The sequence below is a fragment of the Streptomyces longispororuber genome, assembly GCF_014656095.1.
Taxonomy (GTDB): Bacteria; Actinomycetota; Actinomycetes; order Streptomycetales; family Streptomycetaceae; genus Streptomyces; species Streptomyces longispororuber.
Genome location: NZ_BNBT01000015.1, coordinates 64,012 through 87,793 on the forward strand (window position 1 = coordinate 64,012; position 23,782 = coordinate 87,793).

Sequence of the window (23,782 nt, forward strand, 5' to 3'; positions counted from 1 at the left end):
GGACCGGGGCGCGGTCCCGGGTCGGGGGCGCGGTCCCGTAGCGGGGCGCGGTCCCGTGCGGGCAGGGGGCGGTCCCGTGCGGGCAGGGGGCGATCCCGCGTGGGCAGGGGCGCGGTCCTACGCGTACAGGAGCCGCACCAGCTCCAGCGCCGTGAACCGCTCCGGCAGGTGGGCGCCCGCCGGCCGCACGAGGCCGTGGATCAGCAGGGCGTGCAGGGCGGCGGCCGGGTCCGGGACGAGGTGGGCGATGTCCGCGGCCGTCCAGTGCGGCCGGTCCGCCACCTCGGCCAGCACGTGGCGGTGGCGCTCGGCCACGACGTCGACGCTGCGCGCCAGGGAGCGCAGCAGGTTCTGGCAGGGGCAGCCCGTCGGCGAGGAGAGGAGGTGGGTGTCGCGGCCGGCCCGGGCCAGCAGGACCTCCGGCGAGTACACCAGGCACCAGCCCGCCGCGTACTCCAGCGCCCTGGGTACGCCGTCGAGCCTTCGGCACAGCCGCGCCACCGCGTCCGCGTTGTCGTCCCGCAGCCGGAACCCCGGCCGCGAGCGGCGCATGTGGGACAGGAACAGCGCCACGGACGCGACCTCGCTCAGCCGGGCGTGGTCGTGGTCCGGTGCCTCCTCCGGCACGGCCATCGCGGTGAGCGGCAGGACGCGCTCGCCCGGCACGTGGCGCGGCGTCAGACCGGTCACCACCACGCGCAGGTTCGGGCACCGCCGGAGCAGCGCGCCGACGTCCACCCCGCCGGGTCCCGGGGCGTCGTCGCCGTCGATCACGAGCAGTTCGTGGCTCTCGCCGATCGCCCCGGCGAGGTCGTCGGTCGGGCCGGTGGCGCCCGTCGGCGGTTCGCCGGTACGGGAGTCGGCGGCCGGGGCCGCGCCGCAGCACAGGGGGTCCCCGGCCAGGGAGTGCCACCCGACCCGTCGGCCCCGGGCGCGGAGCACCCTGGCCGCTTCGAGGACCAGGTGCGTCTTGCCGATGCCGCTGATGCCGACCACGCTCACCAGGCGGTGGCCGTGCACGGTCACCTGGTCGAGCAGCACCTGCAGCTCCGCCTCCCGGCCCACCAGGGCGCCGGGCGGCGCGGGCGGCGCGGGCAGCGTGAACGGCGTGCCCCGGTGGTCCGCCGGGCTCCCCCCGGCGGCGTGCAGTTGCAGGCGCTCCGGGTCGCCCAGCCGCAACGCGTCGGCGAGGAGCCCCACGCTCTCCCGCCGTGGTCGCCGCACCCGGCCGCTCTCCAGGTCCCGGATGGCCCGGACGCTCAACGTGGCGAAGTCCGCGAGCTGTTGCTGGGTCAGTCCGGACCGGCCCCGGTGGCGCTTCAGGAGCTCGGCGAAGGGAACCGCTCCGGCGCCCCCCTGCGCCGGTGCCGGGGCGGGTTGCTCCGGTCGGCCGCGGGCCGCGCGGTCGCGCGGCGAAGGTCTGGGGTTCTGCTTCTTTCCGGCAGTGCGCGGACCGGCGTTCACGCGCCGGCCGGTCTCCCCGTGGGCGTCCCCGTACATGACGCGTCCGAGCGGTTTGCTTTCCCGGTCACAGATTTCGCGGACTGCTTCCCGCACTTCGTTGCTCACGGATTCGGGCGCCCTCTCTCTGTACGATTTCCGCGTTCCGGGTCCTGCGGCGGCAGGCTTCTGGAACCCCTCACGAGCCGGCTTCCCTCTGCGTATCCGCAGGTCATCCCCAGCCGCTGTCGCCGTTGAGCAGGATGGCGGAGGCCGACCGGGAGTCGGCGCGGGCGCTCTCGGCGGCGGCGGTCCCGGCCACGGCGCCGACCGTCAGGACGCAGAGAACGGCGACCACGAACGCGCGGACAGACTTCATGGTTTCTCCTGGGAATTCAGAGTGAGGAATGCTGGAGAAGTCCCGGCCGATGCCGTCCGGCCGTTTCCCTTCCGCTCTTCCAGCATGGTCGGCGCCCGTCCCGGGATCCACCGGCGGAGCCATTCACCAAGTCCTCCGGCACCAAAGCGAGGGGTGCGCACAACGCCCGCCAAAGGGCAATTGGCGACAAGACGGACGGGCATGGTCCTCCGGAACGCCGCCCGCGCCGGTGCAGCGCCTGCCGCCGGGGCTACTCGGGCGACCAGTGGAAGCGCGTGTACTCCGCGAAGTCGGCCACCGGCGCGAAGCCGAGCCGGGTCAGCAGGGCGACGCTGCGGTGGTTGCCGTGGGTGACGCCCGCGTAGACGTCCGTGGCGCCCAACGCGCGGACCGCGTACGCGTACAGGGCGGCGCACGCGGCGGTGGCGCGGCCCGCGCCGAGATGGGCGGCGTCCAGCCAGTAGCCGGTGCCGTAGCGCGGCGGGTCGACGGCGACCAGGTCGACCCTGCCGATCAGGTCGCCGTGCAGGCGGATGCCGTAGCGCAGGCCGGGGGCGGGGTCCTCGCGCAGGTGGGCGCGCACCCAGGCGGGGGTGGCGCGGCACTCGGCCCGGTAGTCGCCGAGGCGGCCGAGGTGGTCGCGGTTGCGGTCCAGGAGGGCGTAGTACGCGTCGGCGTCGTCCACCGTCAGGGGCCGCAGGACCAGGCCCGGGAGCGCGGTAGGGAGGTCGGGCGGGGAGTCGGGGGCCGCGTCCCGGGGCAGTGAGGGTTCCGTCACAGCACGTAACGTACGCGAGCGCGGCCGCGGTCCTCAATCGGGTTTCCGCAGGGGCGGTCGGGGCGCGTGCTCACCCGCGGTCCGGTGCGGGTGCCCGCCGGGGCGGGGTCCGCGTCACGGTCGCCCCGGCCGCCCGCGCGGCGGCGGCGAAGGCGGTGGCGTCGTGGACGGCGGCGCCGCCCGGGTCGTTGTTGAAGTACACGTACACGTCCTCGGCGTCGGACCAGGTGTCCGCCAGCCGCCGGGCCCAGGTGGCGAGCGCCTGCCTGCCGTAGCGCGGCCAGGGGCGGGCGCGGCCCGAGTGGAGCCGGAGGTAGCCCCAGCCGGCCGTGCGCCACAGCGGCGCGACGGGCCGCGAGCCGACGTCGGCCCAGCACAGGGCGGCGCCGCGGGCGTCGAGGAGGGAGCGGATCGCGGGGGTCCACCAGGAGGCGTGCCGGGGTTCGACGGCGACGCGCACGTCGGCGGGGAAGCAGCGCAGGCAGTCGTCGAGAAGGGCCGCGTCGGCCCGGAGGGTGGGCGGGAGCTGGAGGAGGACGGGGCCGAGGCGGTCGCCGAGGCCCTCGGCGTGGTCGAGGAGCCGCCGCACGGGCTCCTCGGGCTCGCGGAGCCGTTTGACGTGCGTCAGGAACCGGCTGGCCTTGAGCGCGATGACGAAGTCGTCCGGGGTGCGGTCGCGCCAGGCGGCGAAGTTCTCCCGGGTGGGCAGCCGGTAGAAGGCGTTGTTGCTCTCGACGGTCGCGAACGCCCGCGCGTACTCCTCCAGCCACAGCCGCTGGGGCAGCTTCTCCGGGTAGAGGACGCCGCGCCAGTCCTTGTACTGCCATCCCGAGGTGCCGACGGAGAGAGGCATGGAGCCATCGAAGCACGGGCGGGCGCCCGGGGGCCGGTCGAAGGACATCCCGGCCCGGGCACCCGGGGCCGGTCGCCGCTCACGCGTCGTCCGCCCGCAGAAGCTTGTGCACGGCGCTCACCACGTCCTGGGGCGTGACCTCGTTCAGGCAGGGGTGGCCGGGCACGGGGCAGTGGCGGGCGCCGGTGCCCGCGCAGGCGGCCTTCTGGTCGCCCAGGAGCACGCTCGGCACACCGTAGGGCGCCCACCGCTCCGCCGGGAACACCGGCGCGAACAGCGAGACGACGGGGGTGCCGGTCGCGGCGGCCAGGTGCGCGACCCCGGTGTCGCCGCCGACGAAGGCGTCGGCGGCGCGCAGCACCCCCGCCAGGTGCCGCGGGTCCGTACGGCCGCCGAGGTCGACGGCCGTGGCCCCGCTGACGTGCCGGGTGAGGGCGGTCTCGTCCGGGCCGCCGGTGACGACCACGCGGTGGCCCGCGTCCGCGAGCAGCGCGACGGCCTCCGCGCAGCGGTCCGGGCTCCAGGCGCGGGAGGCCGCGCCCGCCCCCGGGTGGACGACGACGTACGGGCCGTTGCCGGTCAGGGCGGTGGTGTCGGGCGTCGGCAGGACCCGCAGCCGGCCGTCGTCCCCGGTCCGGGGGAGGAAGCCCAGGGCGGCGGCCGTGTCGAGGGCCGCCCGCGCTTCGTGCCGGTCCCGCGGGCGCGGGGCGTGGACGTCGAGGAGGGTCCCGGCGGGGCCGTCGCCCGCGGCGCCGATGCGGGGGACGTGCGCCATGCGCAGCAGCAGCGCGGCGGGCAGGGGGCTCATGCCGTCGGGGGCGAGGATCAGCGCCACGTCGTACGCCGCCTCGCGCACGCGCCGCACCACGCCGTCGGTGTCCGCGTCCGCGGCGGCGGGAGGGCGGGCGCCCTCCCAGGGCGCCTCCCACACCAGGACGTCGTCGACGTCGGGCAGCAGCCGGGCGGCGGGCGCGCCGCGCGGCCCGGTCATCAGCGTCACCGGGGAGGCCTGGGCGGCGACGGCCCGGACGGCCGGACCGGCCAGGAGCACGCCGCCGAAGTCGTCCCCGCAGACCACGAGCGCCTTCACCGGGCCCCCTTGATCCGGTCGGCGGGCGCGGTCCCCGGCGCGGGCCCGCCGGGTGCGCGGGCGTGGGCGAGCTGCATGCGCGGCACCTCCGTCAGCACCCGGGGCCCGGCCCGGCGGCCGAGCCCGCTGCGATCTCCTCGTACGGCCCGGGGACCGGCCCGCCGTCCAGGGGCGGGCCGGTGCGGTGGGCGACGGTCCGCCTGAGCCCCTCCTCCCAGCCGATCACCGGCGCCCAGCCGAAGAGCTCGCGGACGAGTCCGGTGTCGGGCAGGTGGGGCCGGGGCCCGGCGTCGGCGGCGCCGGTGCACATGACGCGTGACGTCGAGCCGGTCAGCTCGATCACCCGGCGGGCCAGCTCCGCCTCGGTCACGACGTCGGTGCCGCCGAGGTTCACGGGCCGCACCGAGCGGCTGGCGGCCAGCAGCAGCACCCCGTCGACCACGTCGTCGACGTAGCACAGGCAGTGGGTGCGGCGCCCGTCCCCCGCGAGGGTCACCGGGGCCCCGGCGAGCGCCCGGGCGACGAGGGCGGGGACCGGCCGGCCGTCGTCCGCGCGCATCCGGGGCCCGTACGTGCCGAAGAGCCGGACGATCCCCGCGTCGGTGCCGTGGGCCGCGACGTGCGCGGTGACCAGGGCCTCGGCGAACCGGTGGGCCTCGGCGCGGGCGCTGTCCGGGCCGACCGGGTCGACGTCGCCCGGGTGGTCCTCGCGCTGCGGGGAGACCAGCGGGTCCCCGTAGACGGCGGACGCGGAGGCGAACAGGAGCCGCGCGCGGTCGCGGTGGGCGACGGCCAGGGCGTGGCGCGTCCCGGCGCTGCCGGCGTCGAGCGTCTCCAGCGGCAGGCGTCGGCAGTCGGCGGGCCCGGCGGGGCAGGCGCAGTGCAGGACGAGGTCGTAGGGGCCCGGCAGCGCGGCCACGCAGTCCGGCCGGGTCAGGTCGTGCTCCAGGAACCGGAAGCCCGGGCGGGCGGCCAGGAACGCGATGTTCTCGGCCCCTCCGGTCGACAGGTTGTCGACGCAGTCGACGGCGACGCCGAGGCCGGTCAGGCGCTCGCACAGGTGCGAGCCGAGGAACCCTGCGCCCCCGGTCACCAGGGCGCGGCCCCAGGGCGGCCGGGCCACGGGCGCGGCGGGGAACGTCCTGGTGGGGCCCATGGGAGCGTCCTTCCTTCCACCGGTGGGGGTGCGGGCGGGCCGGGCGGGGCCTCAGGGCCAGGACGGTTCCTTGCGCGGGACGACGACCAGCTCGGACACCGCGCTCCCGGACGGGACCGACAGCGCGTACAGCACCGTGTCGGCCACGATGTCCGGGCTCTGGAGCATCGACACGTCGGCGTCCGGGAACCGCTCCAGGATGAACGGCGTCTCCATGCCGCCGGCGATGATCCCGGTGATGCCGATGCCCGTGCAGTCCCGCTGGGCCTCCTTGAACAGGGTGTGGGTGAAGGCGCGCAGGCCCGTCTTGCCCGCCGCGTAGGGCCCCGCCTCGGTCCAGGTCCGGTTCGCCGCCGTGGAGAGGATGTTGACGATGTGGCCGCCGCCGCGGGCGACCATCCGCCGGTAGGTCTCCAGGCACAGGTACATCGGCCCGAGCAGATTGGTGGTGATCACCCGGGTCACCTCGTCGGCCGTCAGGTGCTCGATGGGCTTGGAGACGTCGACGGCGGCGTTGTTGACCAGCACGTCCACCGCCTCCCCGGCGTCCTCCAGGTCGCGGAAGACCTCCGCGACCGCGGCCGGGTCGCGGACGTCCAGCTCCACCAGGCGCGCCGAGCGCCCCTGTTCGGCCAGGTCCTCGCACAGCTCGTACGCCAGGTCCTTGCGGACGTCGGCCACCAGGACGTCCGCGCCCGCCCCGGCGAGCCGGCGCACGATCGACGCGCCGAGCCCCCGGGCGCCGCCGGTCACCAGCGCCCGCTTGCCGTGGAGGTCCACCCGCACTCCGCCGTCCATGCCGCCACCTCAGCCCTTCCTCGTGCCGGTCGACGCGGCCCACGCCGGGCGACCGCGTCACGCTGCTCCCACTGTGACCCGGGGCGCGGGGTCCGGCACGCCGGGACGGACCGGCCCCGGGGCGGTCCAGGGCCGGTCCCGGGGCGGCTCGGCGCTGTGGCGGCCGTCACTCGGTACGGGCGTCCGGGCGGGGTCGGCGGCCCGCTCCCGGAGCCTGTGAGCAAGCCCACCCGAAGTGCCGGATGCCTTGTGCCGCACGGCTGTTGGGGCGCGCGGGGCGGGGGGCGGGGCCGCTCGGACCGCGGTTCCCCGATCCCGTCTGCCACCATGTTTGACGCAGTACCACAGGTGGTCCCCGCGCCGGTGAGCCGGGTGACACCCCCCGCCGGTGGTACGGCGCCAGACAGATCCCCGAGGAGCGGGCCGCGCAGTGCAGCCGGTGTTCCGAGCTCCCGGACCTCCCCGCCGAGTCTTCGGACCCGTCCTCCGAGAACGTCACTGTGCCTTCCTCCTCCGCTGTTCCCGTGCCCTCCCCTGTGCCCGTGCCCTCCCCCCTGCCCGTCTCCGGGCCCGTGCCCGCTCCGGACGCCGTTCCCGCCGCCGTCGCCGACGCCGTCGCCAAGGCCACCGGCCCCGCCGCGCCCGGTCCCGCCTCGCACGCGCCGTGGCGCTCGCTGCGGTACCGCAGCATGCGCTGGTGGTCGCTGGCGAACTTCGTGTCGAACGCCGGGACCTGGATGCAGCTCACGGTGCAGAACCTGCTGGTCCTCCAGATCACCGGGTCCGCCGCCGCCACCGGCCTGTCCATCTCCGTGCAGGCCGCGCCCGCGCTGCTCATGAGCCTCGCGGGCGGCGCCGCCGTCGACCGCTGGCCCCGGAAGGTGACCGCGGCCGTCAGCCAGGCCCTGCTCGGTGCCGTCGCGTTCGTGACGGCCGCCCTCGTGGCGGTCGGCCGGCTCGACCTGACCGTGCTGATGGTGCTTGCCGCCGTCACGGGCGTCATCGCCACCGTGGACGGGCCCGCGTGCGCCCTGCTCGGCAACGACCTGGTCCGGAAAGAGGACGTCCCTTCGGCCATCGGAGTGGGCTCGCTGGTGTCCAACGCGGGCCGGCTCGCCGGCACCGCGCTGGCCGGTGTGACCGTCGGCTTCCTCGGGACGGCCGCCGCCTACGCCGCGAACGGCGTGTCCTTCCTCTTCGTCGCCGCCGTGATCCCCTTCCTGCGCCCGGCCTGCAAGGCGGTCCGGGGCGCCGGTGAAGCCTCCGCGCCCGGCGGCGACGGCGCCCGGGGCGAGGAGTCCCCGCACCCCGCCGAGCCGGACCTGACCGTGCGGCAGGGCCTGGTGTTCTTCCTGCGCCGTCCCCGCCTGGTCGCGCTCGCGGGCATCACCGGCATCAGCGCCGTCTTCGGCCGGAACTACGGGCTGACCCTGGCCGTGCTCGTCACCGGGCCGCTCGCCGGGGGCGCCGGGGCGTTCGGCACGGTCTCCACCGTCCTCGCCGTCGGCGGCATCGTCGGCGCCGTGCTCGGCGCCCGGCTGCGCAGCCCCTCCGTGCGGCTCGTGGGCACGCTGGCCGCGGCCGGCGCCCTGCTCCAGATGGTCGCGGCGCTCTCGCCGTCGCTCGCCGTCCTGCTGGTGGTCGTGCTGCCCATGGCCGTGGTGGAGTCCGTCTCCGACACCGCGGGGACCACCGTCCTGCAGACCGACCCGCCCGCCCACCTGCGCGGGCGCGTGCTCGGCGTGTGGGGCAGCATCCGTACGGTCTGGGGGCTCGCGGGCCCGCCCGCGCTCGGCCTCCTCATGGAGCTGGCCGGGGCGCGCGGCGCCCTCGTGGCCGGCGGGCTGATCATCGTCGCCTCGATCGGCGCGGGCCACGCGCTCCGCCGCCGCGGGACCGCCGCACCGGTGATCCTGCGGACCGGGGAGCGCGCGGCCGCGGAGCGGCCCGTCCTGGGCACGGCCGCCTGACCGGACGGCCCGCCCCCGGCCCGGTCACCCGGGTGCTCCCGTCAGGGGGCGTGCCCGGGGACGGGTGCGGGGGCCGGGGCGCCCCGGTCCGGTGTCGTCATCACGCCCGGCTCCGGCAGTGCCTCGACCGCCCCGACGACCTCGTCGACGGTGATCCGCAGCAGGCGCTCGTCCGGCCGCGTGCCGTGGGCGTCCCCGGGGCGGGCTGAGCCGTCGCCCCCGGGGTGCCAGAGGACCCGGTGCCGCGGGTGGCACGGCGGCCCCCACAGCCGGGGGGCGACCGGCCCGAACAGCACCACCGAGGGCGTGCCGAGCGCCGTCGCCAGATGGGCGAGGCCGGTGTCCCCCACCACCACGCAGCGGGCCCGCGCCACGAGCGCGGCCAGGGCGCCGAACGGTACGTCGGCCGCGCCGCCGAGCACCGCGCCCCGCGGCAGCCCCGCCGCCTGCGCCACGAAGCGCGCCAGGTCCTCCTCCCCCGCCCCCGCGGTCACGACCACCTCGTGGCCCCGGCGGCGCAGCACGGCCACCACGGGCGCGAACCTCTCCGGCGGCCAGCGGCGGGCGGCGGCGTCGGCGCCCGGGTGCACGACGACGGCGCCGGGCGCCGGGGAGGGCGCCTCGGGCCGCGGGATCGCCACCTCCCCGGGGTCGGCGGGGACGCCGTACCAGCCGAGGAGCCGGCACCAGCGGTCCCGCTCGTGCTCGTCGTCCCGCCACACGGGGCCCGGGATGTCGGGCGTGCCCGGGTGCGCGTACGCGAACAGCCGCCGGGGGCGCAGCCGTTGGAGCAGCAGATGGCTCGGCGGGCCGTTGCCGTGCAGGTCCACGGCGAGGTCGGGCTCCGGCCCCGTCCAGGACAGCTCCCCGGGCACCGCCCGGCCGGGCGCGGCGGTGGGCAGCAGCCGGTCCACCAGGCCGGTCGCGGCGGCCGCGGCGGTCAGCCGCCCGGGCGCGGCGAGGACCAGTTCGTGCTCGGGCAGGTGCCGCCGCAGGGCCCGCACCGCGGGCACCGCGGCCAGCAGGTCGACCAGGCCGAGGGCGCGCAGCACGAGGGCCCGGGGGCGTCCGGGGGCGGTGCCGTCGGGCGCGGCCGGGCCGGGCCGCCGCTGGTTCGCCGCGGTCACGTCACGGCCTGCCTTCCGGGGCCGCGGCGGCCTCGGCCGCCCGGCGCGCGAGGAGGGTGGTGGACCTGCCGTCGAGGTAGGGCAGCACGACGGCCTGTCCGCCCCAGGCGCGCAGGGCCCGGGCCTCGGGCAGGTCCTGGACGGAGTAGTCGCCGCCCTTGACCCACACGTCGGGGCGCAGCCGGCGCAGCAGGGCCTCGGGCGTGTCCTCCTCGAAGACCGCGACGGCGTCCACGCTGCCGAGGGCGGTGAGGACGCGGGCGCGGTCCGCGGCGGGGTTGAGCGGGCGCCCCGGGCCCTTGCGGCGGGCGAGCGACGCGTCGGAGTTGAGGCACACGACGAGGCAGTCGCCGATGCGGCGGGCGCTCTCCAGCAGGCCGACGTGGCCGGCGTGCAGCAGGTCGAAGCAGCCGCCGGTCGCCACCACGGTGCCGCCGCGCGCCCGGACGCGCTCGGCGAGGGCGAACGCGTCGGCCCCGAAGGCCTCCGAGGAGCCGGAACCGGCCCCCGGCCCGGACACGGACGCGGCCCCGGCCGCGGAACCCGGCCCGGCTGCGGAACCCGGCCCGGACACGGGCCCGAACCCGGCCCCGGAGGAGACCCCCGCGTCCGATGCGGACGCCGTGCACCACAGCCCCGGATTGCCCGCCCCGCCCGCCGCCACGAACTCCGCGGCCTCGGCGACGGCCCGCTGGAGCGCCTCCTCGGGGAGCGCGCCGTCCGCCAGGGCGGCGGCCGTCGTCGCGGCGAAGCAGTCGCCCGCGCCGCACGGGTCGCCGGTGGCCCGGTAGGGCGGCGGCACCAACATCGGCGTACCGGTGCCGGTCCTGGCCAGCAGGGCGCCGCGGGCGCCGAGCGTCACGGCGACGCCCGCCGCCCGCCAGCGGTGGGCCAGCTCGCGGCCGCGCTCGGCGTACGCGCGCAGGGAGTCGCCGTCGCCCGGGCACAGGGCGCGCGCCTCGGCCGCGTTCGGGGTGACGAGCCGCGCGCCGGGGACGGGGTCGCCGCCCTTGGGGTGCGGGTCCCACACCAGGGGCGTACGGGAGGCGACGGCGGCCAGGTGGGCGCGGACGGCACGGGCGGTGTGGCGGCCGTAGTCGGCGACGAGCACGGTGCGGGCCCGCTCCAGGACGTCGCGCACCTCGTCGTCCGGCGCACCGGGCGTGCCCCCGCCCCGGTCGATCCGGACCAGGGGGCGGCCACCGGCGAGGACGCGCGTCTTCACCGGCAGGGTGCCGTGCAGCGGCAGCTCCACGAGCGTGACCCGGCCCCGCAGCGCCCGGCGTACGGCGTCGCTGGCGGGGTCGTCGCCGAGGGCCGTCACCAGGACCACGGCGCGGCCGTCCCGGGCCGCGAGCGCGGCGGCGAGACCCGCGCCGCCGGGGCGGCGGCGGTCGGCGGTGACGTCGACGACGGGTGCGGGGGCGTCCGGGGAGAGCCGGGTCGCGACGCCCTCGATGTCCTCGTCGAGCAGGACGTCCCCGACGACCACGAGCGGCTTCGCCGCGGTCATGACGCCCCCTGGTGGACGGCGGCGACGGCCCGGCCCGCGACCGCGCCCGCCTGCGGGGCGGCGAGGGCCGCGTCGAAGCACTCGCACAGCAGGTGCACGGCGACGAGGTGCGTCTCCTGCACGGCCGCCGTGCTGTCGGCGTCGACGCACAGCACCTCGTCGGCGGCGTCGGCCAGGGGGTTGGGGCCCGGCCCGGTCAGCGCCCACACGCGCAGCCCGGCGGCGCGGGCCGTCACGGCGGCGGTGATCAGGTTGGCGCTGCGGCCGGACGTGGAGAGCAGCAGGAGCACGTCCCCGGGGCGGCCGTGGGCGGAGACCTGCCGGGCGAAGACGTGGTCGAATCCGTAGTCGTTGCCGATGGCGGTCACGCTGGACGTCTCGGCGTGCAGCGAGATGGCCGAGTACGCGGGCCGCTCCTGGCGGTAGCGGCCCACCAGCTCGGCGGTCAGGTGCTGGGCCTGGGCGGCGCTGCCGCCGTTGCCGGCCGCCAGGAGCCGCCCGCCGGACGGCAGGACCGCGGCCAGGCGGCCGCCCCAGGCGGCGACCCGGTGCAGCCCGTCGCGCCGGAACCGGCCGAGGGCCTGCTCCAGCGCGCGGCAGTGCACGTGCGCGGCGTCGAGGGCGGAGAGCGCGGCGGTCGCGGAGGTCACGGGCGGGGTGCTGGGCGCGGTGGGCGCGGACGGTGCTGTGGGCGCGGAGGGCGCAGAGGGTTCGGTCATGCTGATCGGGCGTGCCGCCGTCGCGGGGACGGCGGCCGGACCCGCACCTCCTTCGGGCGTCGGTGCGTCGGTACGTCGGAGCTCCCCGGCCCGGTGGGGACCGCACGGCGGGGGCCGCGCGGGACGGCCGGGGAGCGGCGGAGGGGCGTGCCCCGGGTCAGACCGCCCCGGTCACCGCGGGCTGGGGGTCGAGGACCGTGCAGTACGCCGCCTCGGTGGCGGCGGCGACGCTGCCCCAGCCGTACCGGCTGAGGACCCGGCGGCGGCCCGCGGCCCCGCACGCCTCCCGTGCGGCCGGGTCGGCGAGGAGCTCCGCGACGGCGCGGGCCAGGGCCTTCGGGTCGCGGGGCGGCACCAGGCGGCCGGTGGCGGGGTCCGCGACGGTGTCGAGCTGGCCGCCCACCGCGCTGGCGACGACCGGTCTGCCGCAGGCCATGGCCTCCAGCGGGACGATGCCGAACGGTTCGTAGTCCGCGGGGCACACCACCACGTCGGCGCTGCGCAGCAGCGGCGGCACGTCCTCGCAGGGCACGCCCCCGGTGAAGCGGACCCGGTCGCTCACCCCGGCCTCGCGGGCGAGCTCCCGCAGCCGGCGCGCCTCGGGGTCGGTGCCGATGCGGCCGGGCGGGGGCCCGCCGACGACCACGAGTTCGGTCTCGGGCAGTGCGGCGAGCGCGGCGACGGTGACGGCGGCGCCCTTGCGCGGGACGAGCCGGCCGAGCTGGAGCAGCCGGTGCGGGTGCGCGCCGCGCTCCGCGACGGGCCCGCGCGGGGTGAACAGCTCGGTGTCGACGCCGCACGGCACGACGCTGACCTTGGCGGCGGGGATGCCCATCCGGGCCAGTTCCCCGACCTCGTCCCGGCAGGTGGCGACGACCCGGTCGCAGCCGAGGCCCACCTCCGTCTCGCAGGCGACGCGCTCGGGCGGGCTGGTGTCGGCCCGCCGCTGGTGCCGCCGCTTCACGGTGCCCAGGGCGTGGTACGTGTGCAGCAGCGGCAGGCCCAGTTCCCGTGCCGCCCGCAGCGAGGCGAGGCCCGACATCCAGAAGTGGGAGTGCACCACGTCGGGCCGCTGCCGTCGCCAGACCTGGGCCAGGTGGCGGCCGAAGTCGGCCATGTACGGCAGGAGTTCGTCCTTGGGGAGCTGTTCCGGCGGCCCGGCGGGCACGTGGTGCACCTGCACGCCGGCCCGCAGCGCCACCCGGTCGGGCAGGTCCCGGTCGTCCCGGCGGGTGTAGACCGTGACGCGGTGGCCCCGGTCGGCGAGCGCGCCCGCCAGGCGGGCGACGTGGACGTTCTGGCCGCCCGCGTCGACCCCGCCCAGGGTGGCGAGGGGGCTCGCGTGCTCGGAGACGAGCGCGATCGACAGGGCGCCGGAGGCGAGGGGGCCGGCGCCGAGGGGGCCGGGGCCGAGGGAGTCGAGCGAGGGGGTCATGAGCGTGCCTCCGTCATCACGCGCTCCCAGTCGTGCAGGAAGCGCTTGAGCCCGTACCGTTCGAGGGCCGCCTGCCGGGCGCGGGCGCCGTCCTCGGCGGCGGCCTCCGGCTCGCGCAGGTAGTGCCGGGCGGCCCGGGCCAGGACGTCGGGGCGGGTGGACAGCGTCCCCGCGCCCGGCGGCACCGCCTCGACGGCCTCGGTGGTGGCGAGGCAGACGACCGGCATGCCCAGGTGCATGGCCTCCAGGAGCGACAGGCCGAGGGACGTCCAGCGCACCGGGTGCAGGTAGAAGCGGCGTTCGGCGAGCGCCGCGTGCAGCTCGGCCTGGGGCAGGTCGGCGGTGCGGCACCGGTCCGGCGCTATGCCGAGGTGCGCGGCGAGGCCCTCGGTGCGCATCCCGAAGACGTCCAGCGGCGCGGCCTCGGACAGGGCGGGCAGCAGGTCCGTACCGACGTACCGGCCGCGCCGGACGGGCTCGTTGACGACGACGGCGGCGCGGTCGAGGCGGCCGGTGTAGAGGTGCCCCGGGTCGACGATGCCGTGCTCGATCACCTCGGTGCGGGTGGAACCGCTGTCCCAGAACAGGCGGTTGAAGTGGGTGACGTGCACGAGGGTCAGGTCGGCGCGGTCGGCGCACGGGTGCCGGGTGTCGGGGACGTCGCCGTCCGGCGCGTTGTGCTCCAGGTAGACGGCGGGCACGTCCCGCCCCGGGCGGCGGCCGCCGAGCCAGCGCTCGGCGAGCTCCAGTTCGTGCGGCCGCTGGAGGAGGACCAGGTCCACGGGCGTGTCCCGCAGCTCCTCCGGGGTCACCTCCCGCACGGACTCGGGCCAGGCGAACGTACGGGCGCGGCCGAGCCCGTCCGGATCGCGCCCCGGCGTCACGGGAACGAGATAGGTGTGGGGGCCCTGGACGAACGCCGTCGTCCAGGAGCCGTGCACGTGCCACAGCAGGATGTTCATATGCTCGCTCCTCGTTCCGTGTCGGGGTGGCCGCCCGGTGGGGGCGGCGGGTCCGCGTCGGGGTCCGGCGGGCGGGCCGGACCGGTGCGGCTGATGTGGCCGGTGCGGCTCATGTGACGGGGCTGGCCGGTGTGACCGGACTCGCCGGTGCGACTGGACTGGCTGATGTGGTCCGAGCGGCCGGAGTGACTGGCAGGGCTGGAGGGGCCGACCCGCTCGGCCGGGCCGTCCGCGAGTGCCGCCACCGCGGCGAGCACCTCCGCGTCGTCCACCCCGTCGAGGCAGGGGTGGCCGGGCACCGGGCAGTGCCGGGCCCTGCTCTCCGCGCACGGCGCGGCCTGGTCGCCGAGCAGCACGTGCGGCACGCCGAAGGGGCGCCAGCGCTCGGCGGGCACCACCGGCGCGAACAGGCAGGCCACCGGGGTGCCCACGGCGGCGGCGAGGTGGGCGGGTCCGGTGTTGCCGGTCACCGCCACCCGCGCGCCGGCCAGGACGCCCGCGAGGCGCCGCAGGTCGGTCGCGCCGCCGAGGTCCAGGCCGTGCTCCCCCGCGACCTTCGCGGTGAGGTCCCGCTCGCCGGGGCCGCCGGCGCCCACGAGCCGGTGGCCCGCGGCGTGCAGGGCGGCCGCGGCGCGCACCGCCCGCTCGGGGCTCCAGGCCCGCGCGGGCACCGCCGCCCCCGGGTGGAACACCACGTACGGCTCCGGTCCGGTGAGGGAGGTGGTGTCGGGCGGCGGCTGCACCCGCAGCCCCCCGTCGTCGCCGGGCGGCAGGTCGAGGCCGCAGGCACGGGCCAGGTCGAGGGCGGCGAGGGCCTCGTGGCGGCGGGGCCTGCGGTGGTGGCGCAGGTCGAGCAGGGCGCCCGGGTAGTCCTCGCTGTCGGCGGCCGTCCAGCCGACCCCGGCCAGCTTCAGGAGCAGGGCGATCGGCAGGGGGCTCTGGTGGTACGAGACCAGCACCAGGGCCCGGTCGAAGCGGCGGGCCGCCACGGCGTCCACCAGGTCCAGCGTCTCCCGGCGGGACACCGGTGCCGGTGCGAGGCCCACCCAGGGGGCGTCGTGCACCAGCACCTCGTCCACCCCCGGGAGCAGCCGCCCGGCCTGCGCGCCCTGCGGCCCGCAGAGCAGCGCGGTGTACGAGGAACCGGCCGCCGCGGCCCGGACGGCGGGACCGGCGAGGAGCACGTCACCGGCGCTGTCCAGGCGGACGACGAGCGTCCGCGGCAGGGGTCGGGCTCCGTTCGTCACGACGCACCCGCCGCTCGGTCGAGGGAGACGGCGGCGCCCGGGCGGGCCGGGTGCGCGGTGGGGGGCGCGGACAGCAGCAGGCGTACCGCCGCGAGCAGGTCGGGGGCCGTGGTCCCGGCGGCGGCGACCTCCTCCGGGCGGGTCACCGGGGTCGGCACCAGGATGCCGCGGGCGCCCGCGGCCCCGGCGGCCGCGAGGTCGGCGCCGATGTCCCCCACGACGGCGGCGTGCGCGGGGCGGACACCGAGGCGGGCGCACGCGGCGAGGACCAGGCCGGGCGCGGGCTTGCGGCAGCCGCAGTGGTCGCCGGGGCCGTGCGGGCACACCGCCCACACGGCGAACGGCCCGAGCAGCTCCTCCACCCGGTCCCGGACCGCCTCCACCTGACGGCGGGTCAGCAGGCCGCGGGCGACGCCGGACTGGTTGCTGACCACGCCGACGGGGACGCCCGCGGCGCGCACCGCCGCGACGGCCTCGCGCGCCGACGGCATCAGCGCGACCCGCGCCGGGTCGCCGTTGTACGGCACGTCGACGACGAGGGTGCCGTCGAGGTCGAAGATGACCGCCGCGGGCAGCGCGCCGCGGGCGGGGCGGGGCGCCGCGGGCCCGTCGAACAGCCAGGGGCCGGGCGGGGCGGGCCCGCGGGCCTCGGGCGGGTGCGGGGTGGCGGGTCGGGTCATGGGCGCACCCGTTCCCCGGCCGCCCGGTGCGGTGCGCGCGGCGGCGGCCCGGCGAGCTCGTGCGGCCCGAGCGGCGGCGTGGCGCGGTGGACGACCTGCCCGCGCAGCCAGTGCCAGGTGGCGGCGGGTGGGATGAGCACGCTGGTCAGGGCCATGGTGGCCGTCTCGTCGGGGGTCCGGGGGCCGGGGGCGATGCGGGCCAGGGCGAACTCCGCGGTGCCCGTCAGCCAGGCGGCGGCGCACAGCGAGGCCGCGGCGGGCCTGCGCAGGGCGGCGCAGGCGAGGTCGGCCGCCGCCGCGCCGGTCACGGCGAGGTGGCGGGGCAGGCGCCCCCGGGGCGCGTCCGCCCGGCGCCACCAGGTGGGGCCGTGGCGCCGGGTCATCAGGACGTCGTCGGCGTTGCCCGCCTGGACGCGTACGGAGACCCAGCGGTCGGCCGGGCGCACGGGGTGGGTGGTGGTGCGGTCCCCCGCGGCCACGGTCCACCCGGCGGCGAGCACGCGCAGGGCGAGGTCGGCGTCCTCGCGGAAGGCGCGCCGGAACCGCTCGTCGAAGCCGCCGACGGCCTCAAGCGCCGGGCGCCGGTACGCCATGTCGGCGGTGATCCAGCGGGCGGTGGCGAGCCCGGCGGTGTTGCGCTCCCAGTCCGTGGGCCTGCGGTCCTCGGGCAGCGGCACCTCGATGCGGGCGGTGACCGCGGCCGTGCGGTGTGTCGCCCGGGCCAGGTCGAGGGCCAGGTCGTCGCCCCACGTGGGACCGGGCACCACGTCGTCGTCGAGGAAGACGATCCAGGGCACGCGGCCCGCCGCCCGCCAGCCGGTGTTGCGCGCGGCGGCGGGGCCCCGGGCGCGGCCCCGTACGACGGTGGTGAGGGGGCGCAGCGGCACCGGGACGTCCACGGGCAGCGGCGCGGCACCGGCGTCCGGCCGGTCGTCGACGAGGACGATCCGCACCGGGCGCGGCGGGCCGGCGTCGGCGAGGGCCCGCAGGCACGCGCCGAGGCTCGGCCGGCCGAGGGTCGGCACGACCACGGCGTACGCGGTGTCGCCGGACCCGCCCTCCCCGGGCCCGCCGTCGCCGTACGCGGCGTCACCCGGCACCGCCTCGTACGCGCCGCCGTCGTACGCGCCGCCGTCGTGGGCGGCGTCCGGCGCCTCCCGCGGGGGGTGCGCCATCACAGCTCCTCGTCGTCGTGGGTGCGGAAGGCGTCCCCGCGCCGGATGGCGTACGGGCCCATGGCCAGGAGGTCGACGGGCGAGGAGCCGAAGCACTCCAGGGCGTCGCGCGGGTCGTCGACCATGGGGCGCCCGGCGGTGTTCAGGCTGGTGTTGACGACCACGGGCAGGCCGGTGAGGCGCTCGAACTCCTGGAGCATGCGGGCGACGAGCGGCTCCGCGGCCGGGTCCACGGTCTGGATCCGCGCGGTGCCGTCGACGTGCACGACCGCGGGGATGCGCTCGCGCCACTCCCCGGCCACGTCGTGCACGAACAGCATGTACGGGCTCGGCATCGGGCCGTCGAAGATGTCCGGGGCCCGGTCGGCGAGGACCATCGGCGCGACGGGGCGGAACTGCTCGCGGCCCTTGACGTCGTTGAGCCGTTCCAGGTTGCCCGCGTGCCCGGGGTGGGCGAGCAGGGAGCGGTGGCCGAGGGCCCGCGGGCCGTACTCGGAGCGGCCCTGGAACCAGGCCACGATCTGGTTGTCCGCGAGGGCGCGGGCCACGGTGGCCGCGATGTCCGGCGGCCGGTCGAACGGCACGGCCGCCGTCTTCAGCCAGGCGCCGAGCTCCGCGTCCGACCAGTCCCTGCCGAGGTCGGCCCCTGCCATGGGCTCGGGTGCGTCGCCGCCGCCCGCGGCGAGGAGCAGGGCGCCGCCGAGGGCGGTGCCCGCGTCACCGGCGGCGGGCTGGACCCACACCCGGGAGAAGGGGCCCTCGCGGGCGATGCGGGAGTTGGCGACGCAGTTGAGGGCGACGCCGCCCGCGAGGGTGAGCACGCTGTCGTGCGTCTTGCCGTGCAGCCAGCGGGCCAGGTCGAGGAGGGTCTCCTCCAGGACGGCCTGGGCGCTGGCCGCCACGTCGGCGTGGGCCTGCGTCCACGGCTCGTCGGCGCCGCGCGGCGCACACAGCTCGTGCCAGGGCACGCCCGTGGCCCGGAACCCGCCGTCGCCCGTGGCGTACACGTGGCGGCGCAGCTCGGGCAGCATCCGCGGGGTGCCGTGGGAGGCGAGGGCCATCACCTTGAACTCGTCGGAGGAGCGCAGGAAGCCGAGGTGTTCGGTCAGCTCCTCGTAGACGAGGCCCAGGGAGTGCGGCAGGTCCTGGGCGTGGAGGGGTTCGAGGCGGTCGCCGACGCGGCGGGCGGCGAGGTGCGAGGCGCGTTCGCCGCGGCCGTCCAGGACGAGCACGGACGACGCCCCGGCGTCGGGTGCGGCGAAGGCGCCCGACGCGGCGTGGGCCATGTGGTGCGGGACGAACCGCACGATGTCCGGGTCCAGGCCGGGCAGCGCGGTGCGCAGGAAGTTGGGGGCCTCCCGCGCGTAGGTCTGCCGCAGGTGGTCCCAGGGGTCGTCCAGGCCCATGGCGTCGGCCGGGCGGGCCAGCCGCGGGTCGAAGGAGTACGCGACGGCGTCCAGGTCCTGGGGGCGCAGACCGGCCCGGCGCAGGCACCAGGCGGCGGCCTGCTCCGGCAGTTCCCAGGCGGAGAAGGGCAGGGGCCGCTTCCCGTGCTTGCGGCGTGAGAACCGTTCCTCCTCCGCGGCGGCGACCGTCCGGCCGTCGATCAGCAGCGCGGCGGCGGGGTCGTGGAAGAGGGCGTTGATTCCGAGAATGCGCATGGGGTCCCAGGTCTTTCGGCGTAGGGAGGCGAACCTTCGGCGGATCGGGGGCGGGGCCGGCGGCGGGCGGTGGCGCGGGGCCGGGTCGGGCGCGCGGGGCGGGCGCGCCGGGTCAGCGCGCCCGGGCCGGCGCCCCGCGGCTCTGCGCGGAGCGGAACCAGTCGATGGTGCGGCGCAGGCCCTCCTCGGCGGACACCCGCGGCTCCCAGCCGAGCTTGTCGCGGGCGAGGGTGATGTCGGGGCAGCGCACGGCCGGGTCGTCCGCCGGGCGTTCGATGAAGCGGATGTCCGAGCGGGAGCCGGTGAGCTCGATGACGAACCGGGCCAGGTCGAGCATGGTGGTCTCGGTGGGGTTGCCGATGTTGACCGGGCCGCGCATGCCGTGCGCCGCGGCCGCGAGGATGCCGCGCACGGTGTCGTCGACGTAGCACAGGGACCGGGTCTGGCCGCCGTCGCCGGTGACGGTCAGGGGCTCGCCGTCCAGGGCCTGGCGGACGAAGGTGGGCACGGCGCGGCCGTCGTGGGCGCGCATCCGGGGGCCGTAGGTGTTGAAGAGGCGCACGATGCAGGTGTCCGTGCCGTGGGTCTCGGCGTGGGCCGTGGTCAGGGCCTCGCCGAACCGCTTGGCCTCGTCGTACACGCTGCGGGGGCCGACCGGGTTCACATGGCCCCAGTACCGCTCGTCCTGGGGGTGCTGCTCGGGGTCGCCGTAGACTTCGGAGGTCGACGCGAGGACGAAGCGGGCCTCCGCGCGGTGGGCGAGTTCCAGGGCGTTGCGCGTGCCCTGGCTGCCGGCCTCCATGGTGTGCAGCGGCAGCCGGAGGTAGTCCGCCGGGGAGGCCGGGGACGCGAAGTGCAGGACCAGGTCCGGCGGTCGCTCGACTATCAGCTCCTGGGAGACGTTGGCCTGCACCAGGTGGAAGCCGGGGCGGTCGAGCAGCTCGGTGACGTTCTCGGGCCGGCCGGTGCTGAAGTCGTCCACGCAGGTCACCGCCGTGCCCGCGGCCAGCAGGGCGGTGCACAGGTGCGAGCCGACGAAACCGGCGCCGCCGGTGACGACGGCGTGTTCCCAGGTCCGGGACTGACCACTGCTCATCTCTTGCTCCTTCGCACGTCTTGCTCCTTCGCACGCGGCGACAGCGGTACGGGCTCCCGGCCCGCGCCCTCGGGGCGGGCGGGTCCCGTGGAGGTTTCCGCGATCTCCGCATCAGCGTCCGTCGCGGGGGCGGGGGCGGCACGGCCGGATGCACCGTCCGGGTGGTGACGCAGCGCGAGGGGCGGCCCCCGCGCGGGGGTGGCGGCTCTCAGCCCACGTAGCGGCGGGCCGTCGAGCGGCGCTGGGCCTCTTCGAGGACCCGCATCCGCGCCTCGACGTCCCGGGGCAGCACCCGGCGCTCGCGCAGCACCCAGGGCAGGGCGGCGGCCGCCTCGGCGAAGGCGCGCAGCGACACGGTGTCGCGCGGGACCGTGCGGGCCAGGTGCGCGGTGCGGCGCAGCGCGGGTCCTGCCGGGCGGCGCAGCCAGGTGAACCAGAGGGTGTTGCGGATGCCGTGCGCGCGGCGCTTGGTCGCGTCCCGCGCGAGCGACGGGTGGTGGTGGATCGTCAGGTGGTCCGCGTACGTCAGCCACCAGCCGTTCGCGGCCAGGTCGACGGCGAGCAGTTCCTCCTCGCCGCCGAGCCAGAGCCGCGGGTGGAAGCCGCCCGCGGCGCGGAAGGCGTCGGCGCGCAGGGTGGTCGCGGCGGCCAGGAAGGAGCCGAGGGCGGGGCCGGGCAGCCAGTGCGGGCCGCGGACGGGCGAGTGGCGCAGCTCCTCGACGATGGGGTCCTCGGTGCCCTGCGGCTCGACCAGGATGCGCGCCGTGACGGTGGCGAGGGCCGGGTGCCGGTCGAGCAGGTCGGCGGCGCCGGACAGGGAGCCGGGGGCCCACCAGGAGTCGTCGTCGCAGAACGCCACGTAGGGCGTGGTGACGTCGCGCACGGCGAGGTTGCGGCCGACGGCGCCGAGGTTGCGGCCGGGGCGCAGCAGCCGTACCCCGGGGTGGTGGCGGGCGACGGCGTCGGCGGTGCCGTCGGTGGAGGCGTTGTCGACGACGACCACCGGGGGCCGCTCGGGCAGGTCGGCGAGGTGGCCGAGGGTGCGCAGGAGTTCGGGGCGGCGGTTGTGGGTGATTACGACGACGGTGGTACGGGGATCGGACATGGCTGTGCTCCGTCCAGCGTGCGGGCGGCCCGCTCCAGGTGGGGCGGCAGGGGTCGGCGGGCGCGCAGGGCGGCCGGCAGGCGGGCGAGGGTCTGCCGCAGGGCCTGCCGGGCGGCCGGGTCCGCGCGGGCCTCGGCGGCCAGCTCGCGGGTGCGGGCGAGGGCGTGCGACAGGGGGCGGCGCAGCCAGAGCGTGAGGAGTTCGTTGCGGCGCATGATGACCGGGCGGCCGCTGCGCGGGGCCGGGTCGGGGTGGTGGTGGGCGACCACGTCCGCGCAGTGCGCGACGCCCCAGCCGCGCGCGGCCAGGTCGTAGGCGAGCAGGGTCTCCTCGCAGCCGAAGAACAGCAGCGGGTGGAAGCCGCCGACGTCCAGGTAGGCGTGGCGGCGGACGACGGAGGCACAGGCCAGGAAGCCGAGCACCTGGGTGCCCGGCAGGTCGTGCGCCGGGCCGAGGGCGGAGGTGGCGAGGACGTCGTTGAGCGGGTCGGGCTCCTCGGCGGGGCCGACGAGGGTGCGGGCGGACACCAGGCCGAGGCGGGGGTGGGCGGCCATCAGCTCGGCCACGCGCTCCAGGGCGCCGGGGGCCCACCAGGAGTCGTCGTCGCTGAAGGCCACGTAGGGGGTGCGCAGGGCGCGCACGCCGTGGGTGCGGGCGACCGCGCCGTGGTTGGCGCGCAGGGGCACCAGCGTGACCTGCGGGAAGTCGCGGGCCAGCCGGACCTTGGTGTCGTCGGTGGAGGCGTTGTCGACGACGACGATCTCGGGCTGCTCGGGCAGGGCGAGGAGCTGGCGCAGCGTGCGGGCCAGGCTGTCCGCGCGGTTGCGGGTGGCGATGACGATGCCGGTGTGCGGGCGGCGGCTCATGAGCCGGGGGACGTCGGGGGTCGGCGACGTCGGGTGCGGCGGTTCATGCGACCACTGTGTGGGGCACGGGTGACCCCGTGCCCAGGCATGCTGCGCCGAACGGGTGGGTGGGCGCGGCCCGGCCGCGGGCCCCGCTCGCGCCCCGGGAGCACCCGGGGCTCCGTCCGGCGGTCCGCGCCTGCGGACGCCGGGCGCACCGCTTTCGACGTGCGCGGCGTCACCGGCTGTGGACGCGGCGGACCGCCTTCGACGTGCGCGGCGTCACCGGCTGTGGACACGATGGAGCCGCCGGTGAGACCGGCGTACAGCGGTGCACAGGGGGGCCTGTTCCACGTTCGGCTCTCCCGTTCGGCATTCCCGTTCGGCTTTCCCGTCCAGCTTTCCCGTTCAGCAAGGAGACCGTGATGGCCAGCATCAGCCCCATCGACCTGCAGAAGGCGCTCAAGGGCGCCACCTATCCCTCCAGCCGCGACGACCTGGTCTCGCTGGCCAGGGACAACGGCGCGGACGACGGCCTCGTCGAGAAGCTGTCCAACGCCTCCACCGACAGCTTCGACGGGCCGGACGAGGTCCAGAAGGCCGTCTTCGACAACGAGTAGCCCGCCGGGCCGGACCCGCGCACGCCCTCCCCGCCGCTGCTCCGGGCAGCGGCGGGGAGGGCGGCCCGGGTGCCTCCCGGTCGCCGCCCGCCGCCCGGCGTGGCATCGGCTCTCGTGGGCACCCGCTCAGCGGTCGACGGACGTCCCGGGCCGCATGGCCGCGGGACGTGCCGGGGAGAAGCAGAGAAGCGACAGAGAGGGGTCGGCCGTGCGCGTACGTGATTCCGTGGTCGTGATCACCGGGGCGTCCAGCGGCATCGGACGGGCCACCGCCCTGGCGTTCGCCCGCAAGGGCTGCTCGGTGGTGCTGGCCGCGCGGCGGGAGGAGGCGCTGGAGGCGGTCCGGGAGGAGTGCGAGCGCCACCGGGGCGCGCGGGCGCTGGTCGTGCCGACCGACGTGACGGACGCCAAGGCGGTCGACGACCTCGCCCGGAGCGCCGTGGACCGGTTCGGCCGGATCGACGTGTGGGTCAACTCCGCGGCGGTGACGGTCTTCGGCCCGTTCCTGGAGGTTCCGCTGGAGGACGTCCGCAAGGTTCTGGACGTCAACGTCATGGGGTACGTCCACGGTGCCCGGGCCGCGCTGCGGGTGATGCGCGAGCAGGGCCGGGGCACGCTGGTGAACGTGTCCTCGATCGTGGGCGTGGTCGCCCAGCCGTACACGCACGCCTACGGCATGTCGAAGCACGCGGTGCGGGCGCTGGCCGCGAGCCTGCGCCAGGAGCTGCGCCTCGACGGGGCGCGGCACGTGCGCGTCTGCACGGTGCTGCCCGCCACGATCGACACGCCGCTGTTCGAGCACGCCGCGAACTACACGGGCCGCAAGGCGCTGGCGATGCCGCCCGTCTACAGCCCCGAGCGCGTGGCCCGCGCCGTCGTGGACCTGGTACGGAAGCCGCGGCGCGAGGTGGTCGTCGGGCCGCTGGGCCGCTCGCTGGTGTGGCAGTCGCGGGTGGCGCCCGGCGCGGTGGAGCGGATGATGGCGCGGCAGGCGGACAAGACGCACCTGTCCCGCGAGGAGTCCGCCCCGGCGGGCCACGGCAACCTGCACGTACCGGCGCCGGGCGACGGCGCCGTACACGGCGGCTGGGGCGGCCGGCGCCGCACCGCGCTGCGCCGCCTCGCGCTCGCCG

Annotated in this window: 21 protein-coding genes and 1 pseudogene; 3 read left to right on the top strand and 19 right to left on the bottom strand. The window is 77.6% G+C overall.

Annotated elements, in window-relative coordinates; all coding sequences use genetic code 11:
- Window positions 1-117 precede the first annotated feature (117 nt).
- The 7 genes from IE330_RS07915 to IE330_RS07945 form a co-directional block, all read right to left on the bottom strand.
- Window positions 118-1,464: a helix-turn-helix domain-containing protein gene (locus IE330_RS07915; RefSeq protein ID WP_229925469.1), complete on the bottom strand. Its 1,347-nt coding sequence runs from the start codon at window positions 1,462-1,464 to the stop codon at window positions 118-120.
- 208 nt (window positions 1,465-1,672) lie between these two features.
- A complete protein-coding gene (locus IE330_RS07920) occupies window positions 1,673-1,819 on the bottom strand; it encodes a hypothetical protein (protein WP_190135153.1) in 147 nt (48 codons plus the stop codon).
- 250 nt (window positions 1,820-2,069) lie between these two features.
- Window positions 2,070-2,597, bottom strand: coding sequence for a GNAT family N-acetyltransferase (locus IE330_RS07925; protein WP_229925470.1), 528 nt, complete (start codon window positions 2,595-2,597; stop codon window positions 2,070-2,072).
- A 70-nt stretch (window positions 2,598-2,667) separates the two neighbouring features.
- Window positions 2,668-3,450: a DUF72 domain-containing protein gene (locus IE330_RS07930; RefSeq protein WP_190135154.1), complete on the bottom strand. Its 783-nt coding sequence runs from the start codon at window positions 3,448-3,450 to the stop codon at window positions 2,668-2,670.
- Window positions 3,451-3,529: 79 nt separating this feature from the next.
- Window positions 3,530-4,540, bottom strand: a complete 1,011-nt coding sequence (locus tag IE330_RS07935) for a glycosyltransferase family 9 protein (RefSeq protein ID WP_190135155.1) — start codon at window positions 4,538-4,540, stop codon at window positions 3,530-3,532.
- A gap of 91 nt (window positions 4,541-4,631) precedes the next feature.
- Complete coding sequence (locus IE330_RS07940; RefSeq protein WP_190135156.1) at window positions 4,632-5,696, bottom strand: NAD-dependent epimerase/dehydratase family protein; 1,065 nt, start codon at window positions 5,694-5,696, stop codon at window positions 4,632-4,634.
- 51 nt (window positions 5,697-5,747) lie between these two features.
- Entirely contained in the window at window positions 5,748-6,494 is a 747-nt protein-coding gene (locus IE330_RS07945) for an SDR family oxidoreductase (protein ID WP_190135157.1), read from the bottom strand.
- Window positions 6,495-7,183: 689 nt separating this feature from the next.
- On the opposite strand from IE330_RS07945, the gene IE330_RS07950 reads away from it, so the two are divergent.
- Window positions 7,184-8,464 (top strand): MFS transporter, encoded by a 1,281-nt coding sequence (locus IE330_RS07950; protein WP_229925472.1) that lies wholly within the window; start codon window positions 7,184-7,186, stop codon window positions 8,462-8,464.
- A 41-nt stretch (window positions 8,465-8,505) separates the two neighbouring features.
- Here the strand turns inward: IE330_RS07950 and IE330_RS07955 are convergent, their stop codons facing one another.
- The 12 genes and pseudogenes from IE330_RS07955 to IE330_RS08010 form a co-directional block, all read right to left on the bottom strand.
- On the bottom strand, window positions 8,506-9,591 hold the full coding sequence (locus tag IE330_RS07955; RefSeq protein ID WP_229925471.1) for a glycosyltransferase family 9 protein: 1,086 nt from the start codon (window positions 9,589-9,591) through the stop codon (window positions 8,506-8,508).
- Window position 9,592: 1 nt separating this feature from the next.
- Window positions 9,593-11,104: a D-glycero-beta-D-manno-heptose 1-phosphate adenylyltransferase gene (rfaE2, locus tag IE330_RS07960; RefSeq protein WP_190135159.1), complete on the bottom strand. Its 1,512-nt coding sequence runs from the start codon at window positions 11,102-11,104 to the stop codon at window positions 9,593-9,595.
- Complete coding sequence (locus IE330_RS07965; RefSeq protein WP_190135160.1) at window positions 11,101-11,823, bottom strand: D-sedoheptulose-7-phosphate isomerase; 723 nt, start codon at window positions 11,821-11,823, stop codon at window positions 11,101-11,103. The genes rfaE2 and IE330_RS07965 overlap by 4 nt, the downstream gene beginning before the upstream one ends.
- Window positions 11,824-11,980: 157 nt before the next feature.
- Window positions 11,981-13,258: a glycosyltransferase gene (locus IE330_RS07970; protein WP_190135161.1), complete on the bottom strand. Its 1,278-nt coding sequence runs from the start codon at window positions 13,256-13,258 to the stop codon at window positions 11,981-11,983.
- Window positions 13,255-14,220 carry a glycosyltransferase gene (locus tag IE330_RS07975; protein WP_190135162.1) on the bottom strand — a complete coding sequence of 322 codons (966 nt, stop codon included), beginning with the start codon at window positions 14,218-14,220 and terminating at the stop codon, window positions 13,255-13,257. Before IE330_RS07975 ends, IE330_RS07970 begins: the two co-directional genes overlap by 4 nt.
- 230 nt (window positions 14,221-14,450) lie before the next feature.
- Window positions 14,451-15,467 (bottom strand): annotated as a pseudogene (locus IE330_RS07980) (glycosyltransferase family 9 protein); the annotation flags it as partial.
- Window positions 15,464-16,147: an HAD family hydrolase gene (locus IE330_RS07985; protein WP_190135163.1), complete on the bottom strand. Its 684-nt coding sequence runs from the start codon at window positions 16,145-16,147 to the stop codon at window positions 15,464-15,466. The pseudogene IE330_RS07980 and the gene IE330_RS07985, both read right to left, overlap by 4 nt.
- Entirely contained in the window at window positions 16,144-17,322 is a 1,179-nt protein-coding gene (locus tag IE330_RS07990; RefSeq protein WP_190135164.1) for a glycosyltransferase family 2 protein, read from the bottom strand. The genes IE330_RS07985 and IE330_RS07990 overlap by 4 nt, the downstream gene beginning before the upstream one ends.
- Entirely contained in the window at window positions 17,322-18,983 is a 1,662-nt protein-coding gene (locus IE330_RS07995; RefSeq protein WP_190135165.1) for a carbamoyltransferase family protein, read from the bottom strand. The genes IE330_RS07990 and IE330_RS07995 overlap by 1 nt, the downstream gene beginning before the upstream one ends.
- Window positions 18,984-19,095: 112 nt before the next feature.
- Window positions 19,096-20,079, bottom strand: a complete 984-nt coding sequence (locus IE330_RS08000) for a UDP-glucuronic acid decarboxylase family protein (protein WP_190135166.1) — start codon at window positions 20,077-20,079, stop codon at window positions 19,096-19,098.
- 208 nt (window positions 20,080-20,287) lie between these two features.
- Window positions 20,288-21,184: a glycosyltransferase family 2 protein gene (locus tag IE330_RS08005; RefSeq protein WP_190135167.1), complete on the bottom strand. Its 897-nt coding sequence runs from the start codon at window positions 21,182-21,184 to the stop codon at window positions 20,288-20,290.
- Window positions 21,154-22,050 (bottom strand): glycosyltransferase family 2 protein, encoded by an 897-nt coding sequence (locus tag IE330_RS08010; RefSeq protein WP_190135168.1) that lies wholly within the window; start codon window positions 22,048-22,050, stop codon window positions 21,154-21,156. The genes IE330_RS08005 and IE330_RS08010 overlap by 31 nt, the downstream gene beginning before the upstream one ends.
- Window positions 22,051-22,454: 404 nt before the next feature.
- Here IE330_RS08010 and IE330_RS08015 point away from each other — a divergent pair, with 404 nt between their 5' ends.
- Complete coding sequence (locus tag IE330_RS08015; protein ID WP_190135169.1) at window positions 22,455-22,649, top strand: DUF2795 domain-containing protein; 195 nt, start codon at window positions 22,455-22,457, stop codon at window positions 22,647-22,649.
- Window positions 22,650-22,857: 208 nt separating this feature from the next.
- The coding region (locus tag IE330_RS08020) for an SDR family oxidoreductase (RefSeq protein WP_190135170.1) at window positions 22,858-23,782 on the top strand (925 nt) is incomplete at its 3' end.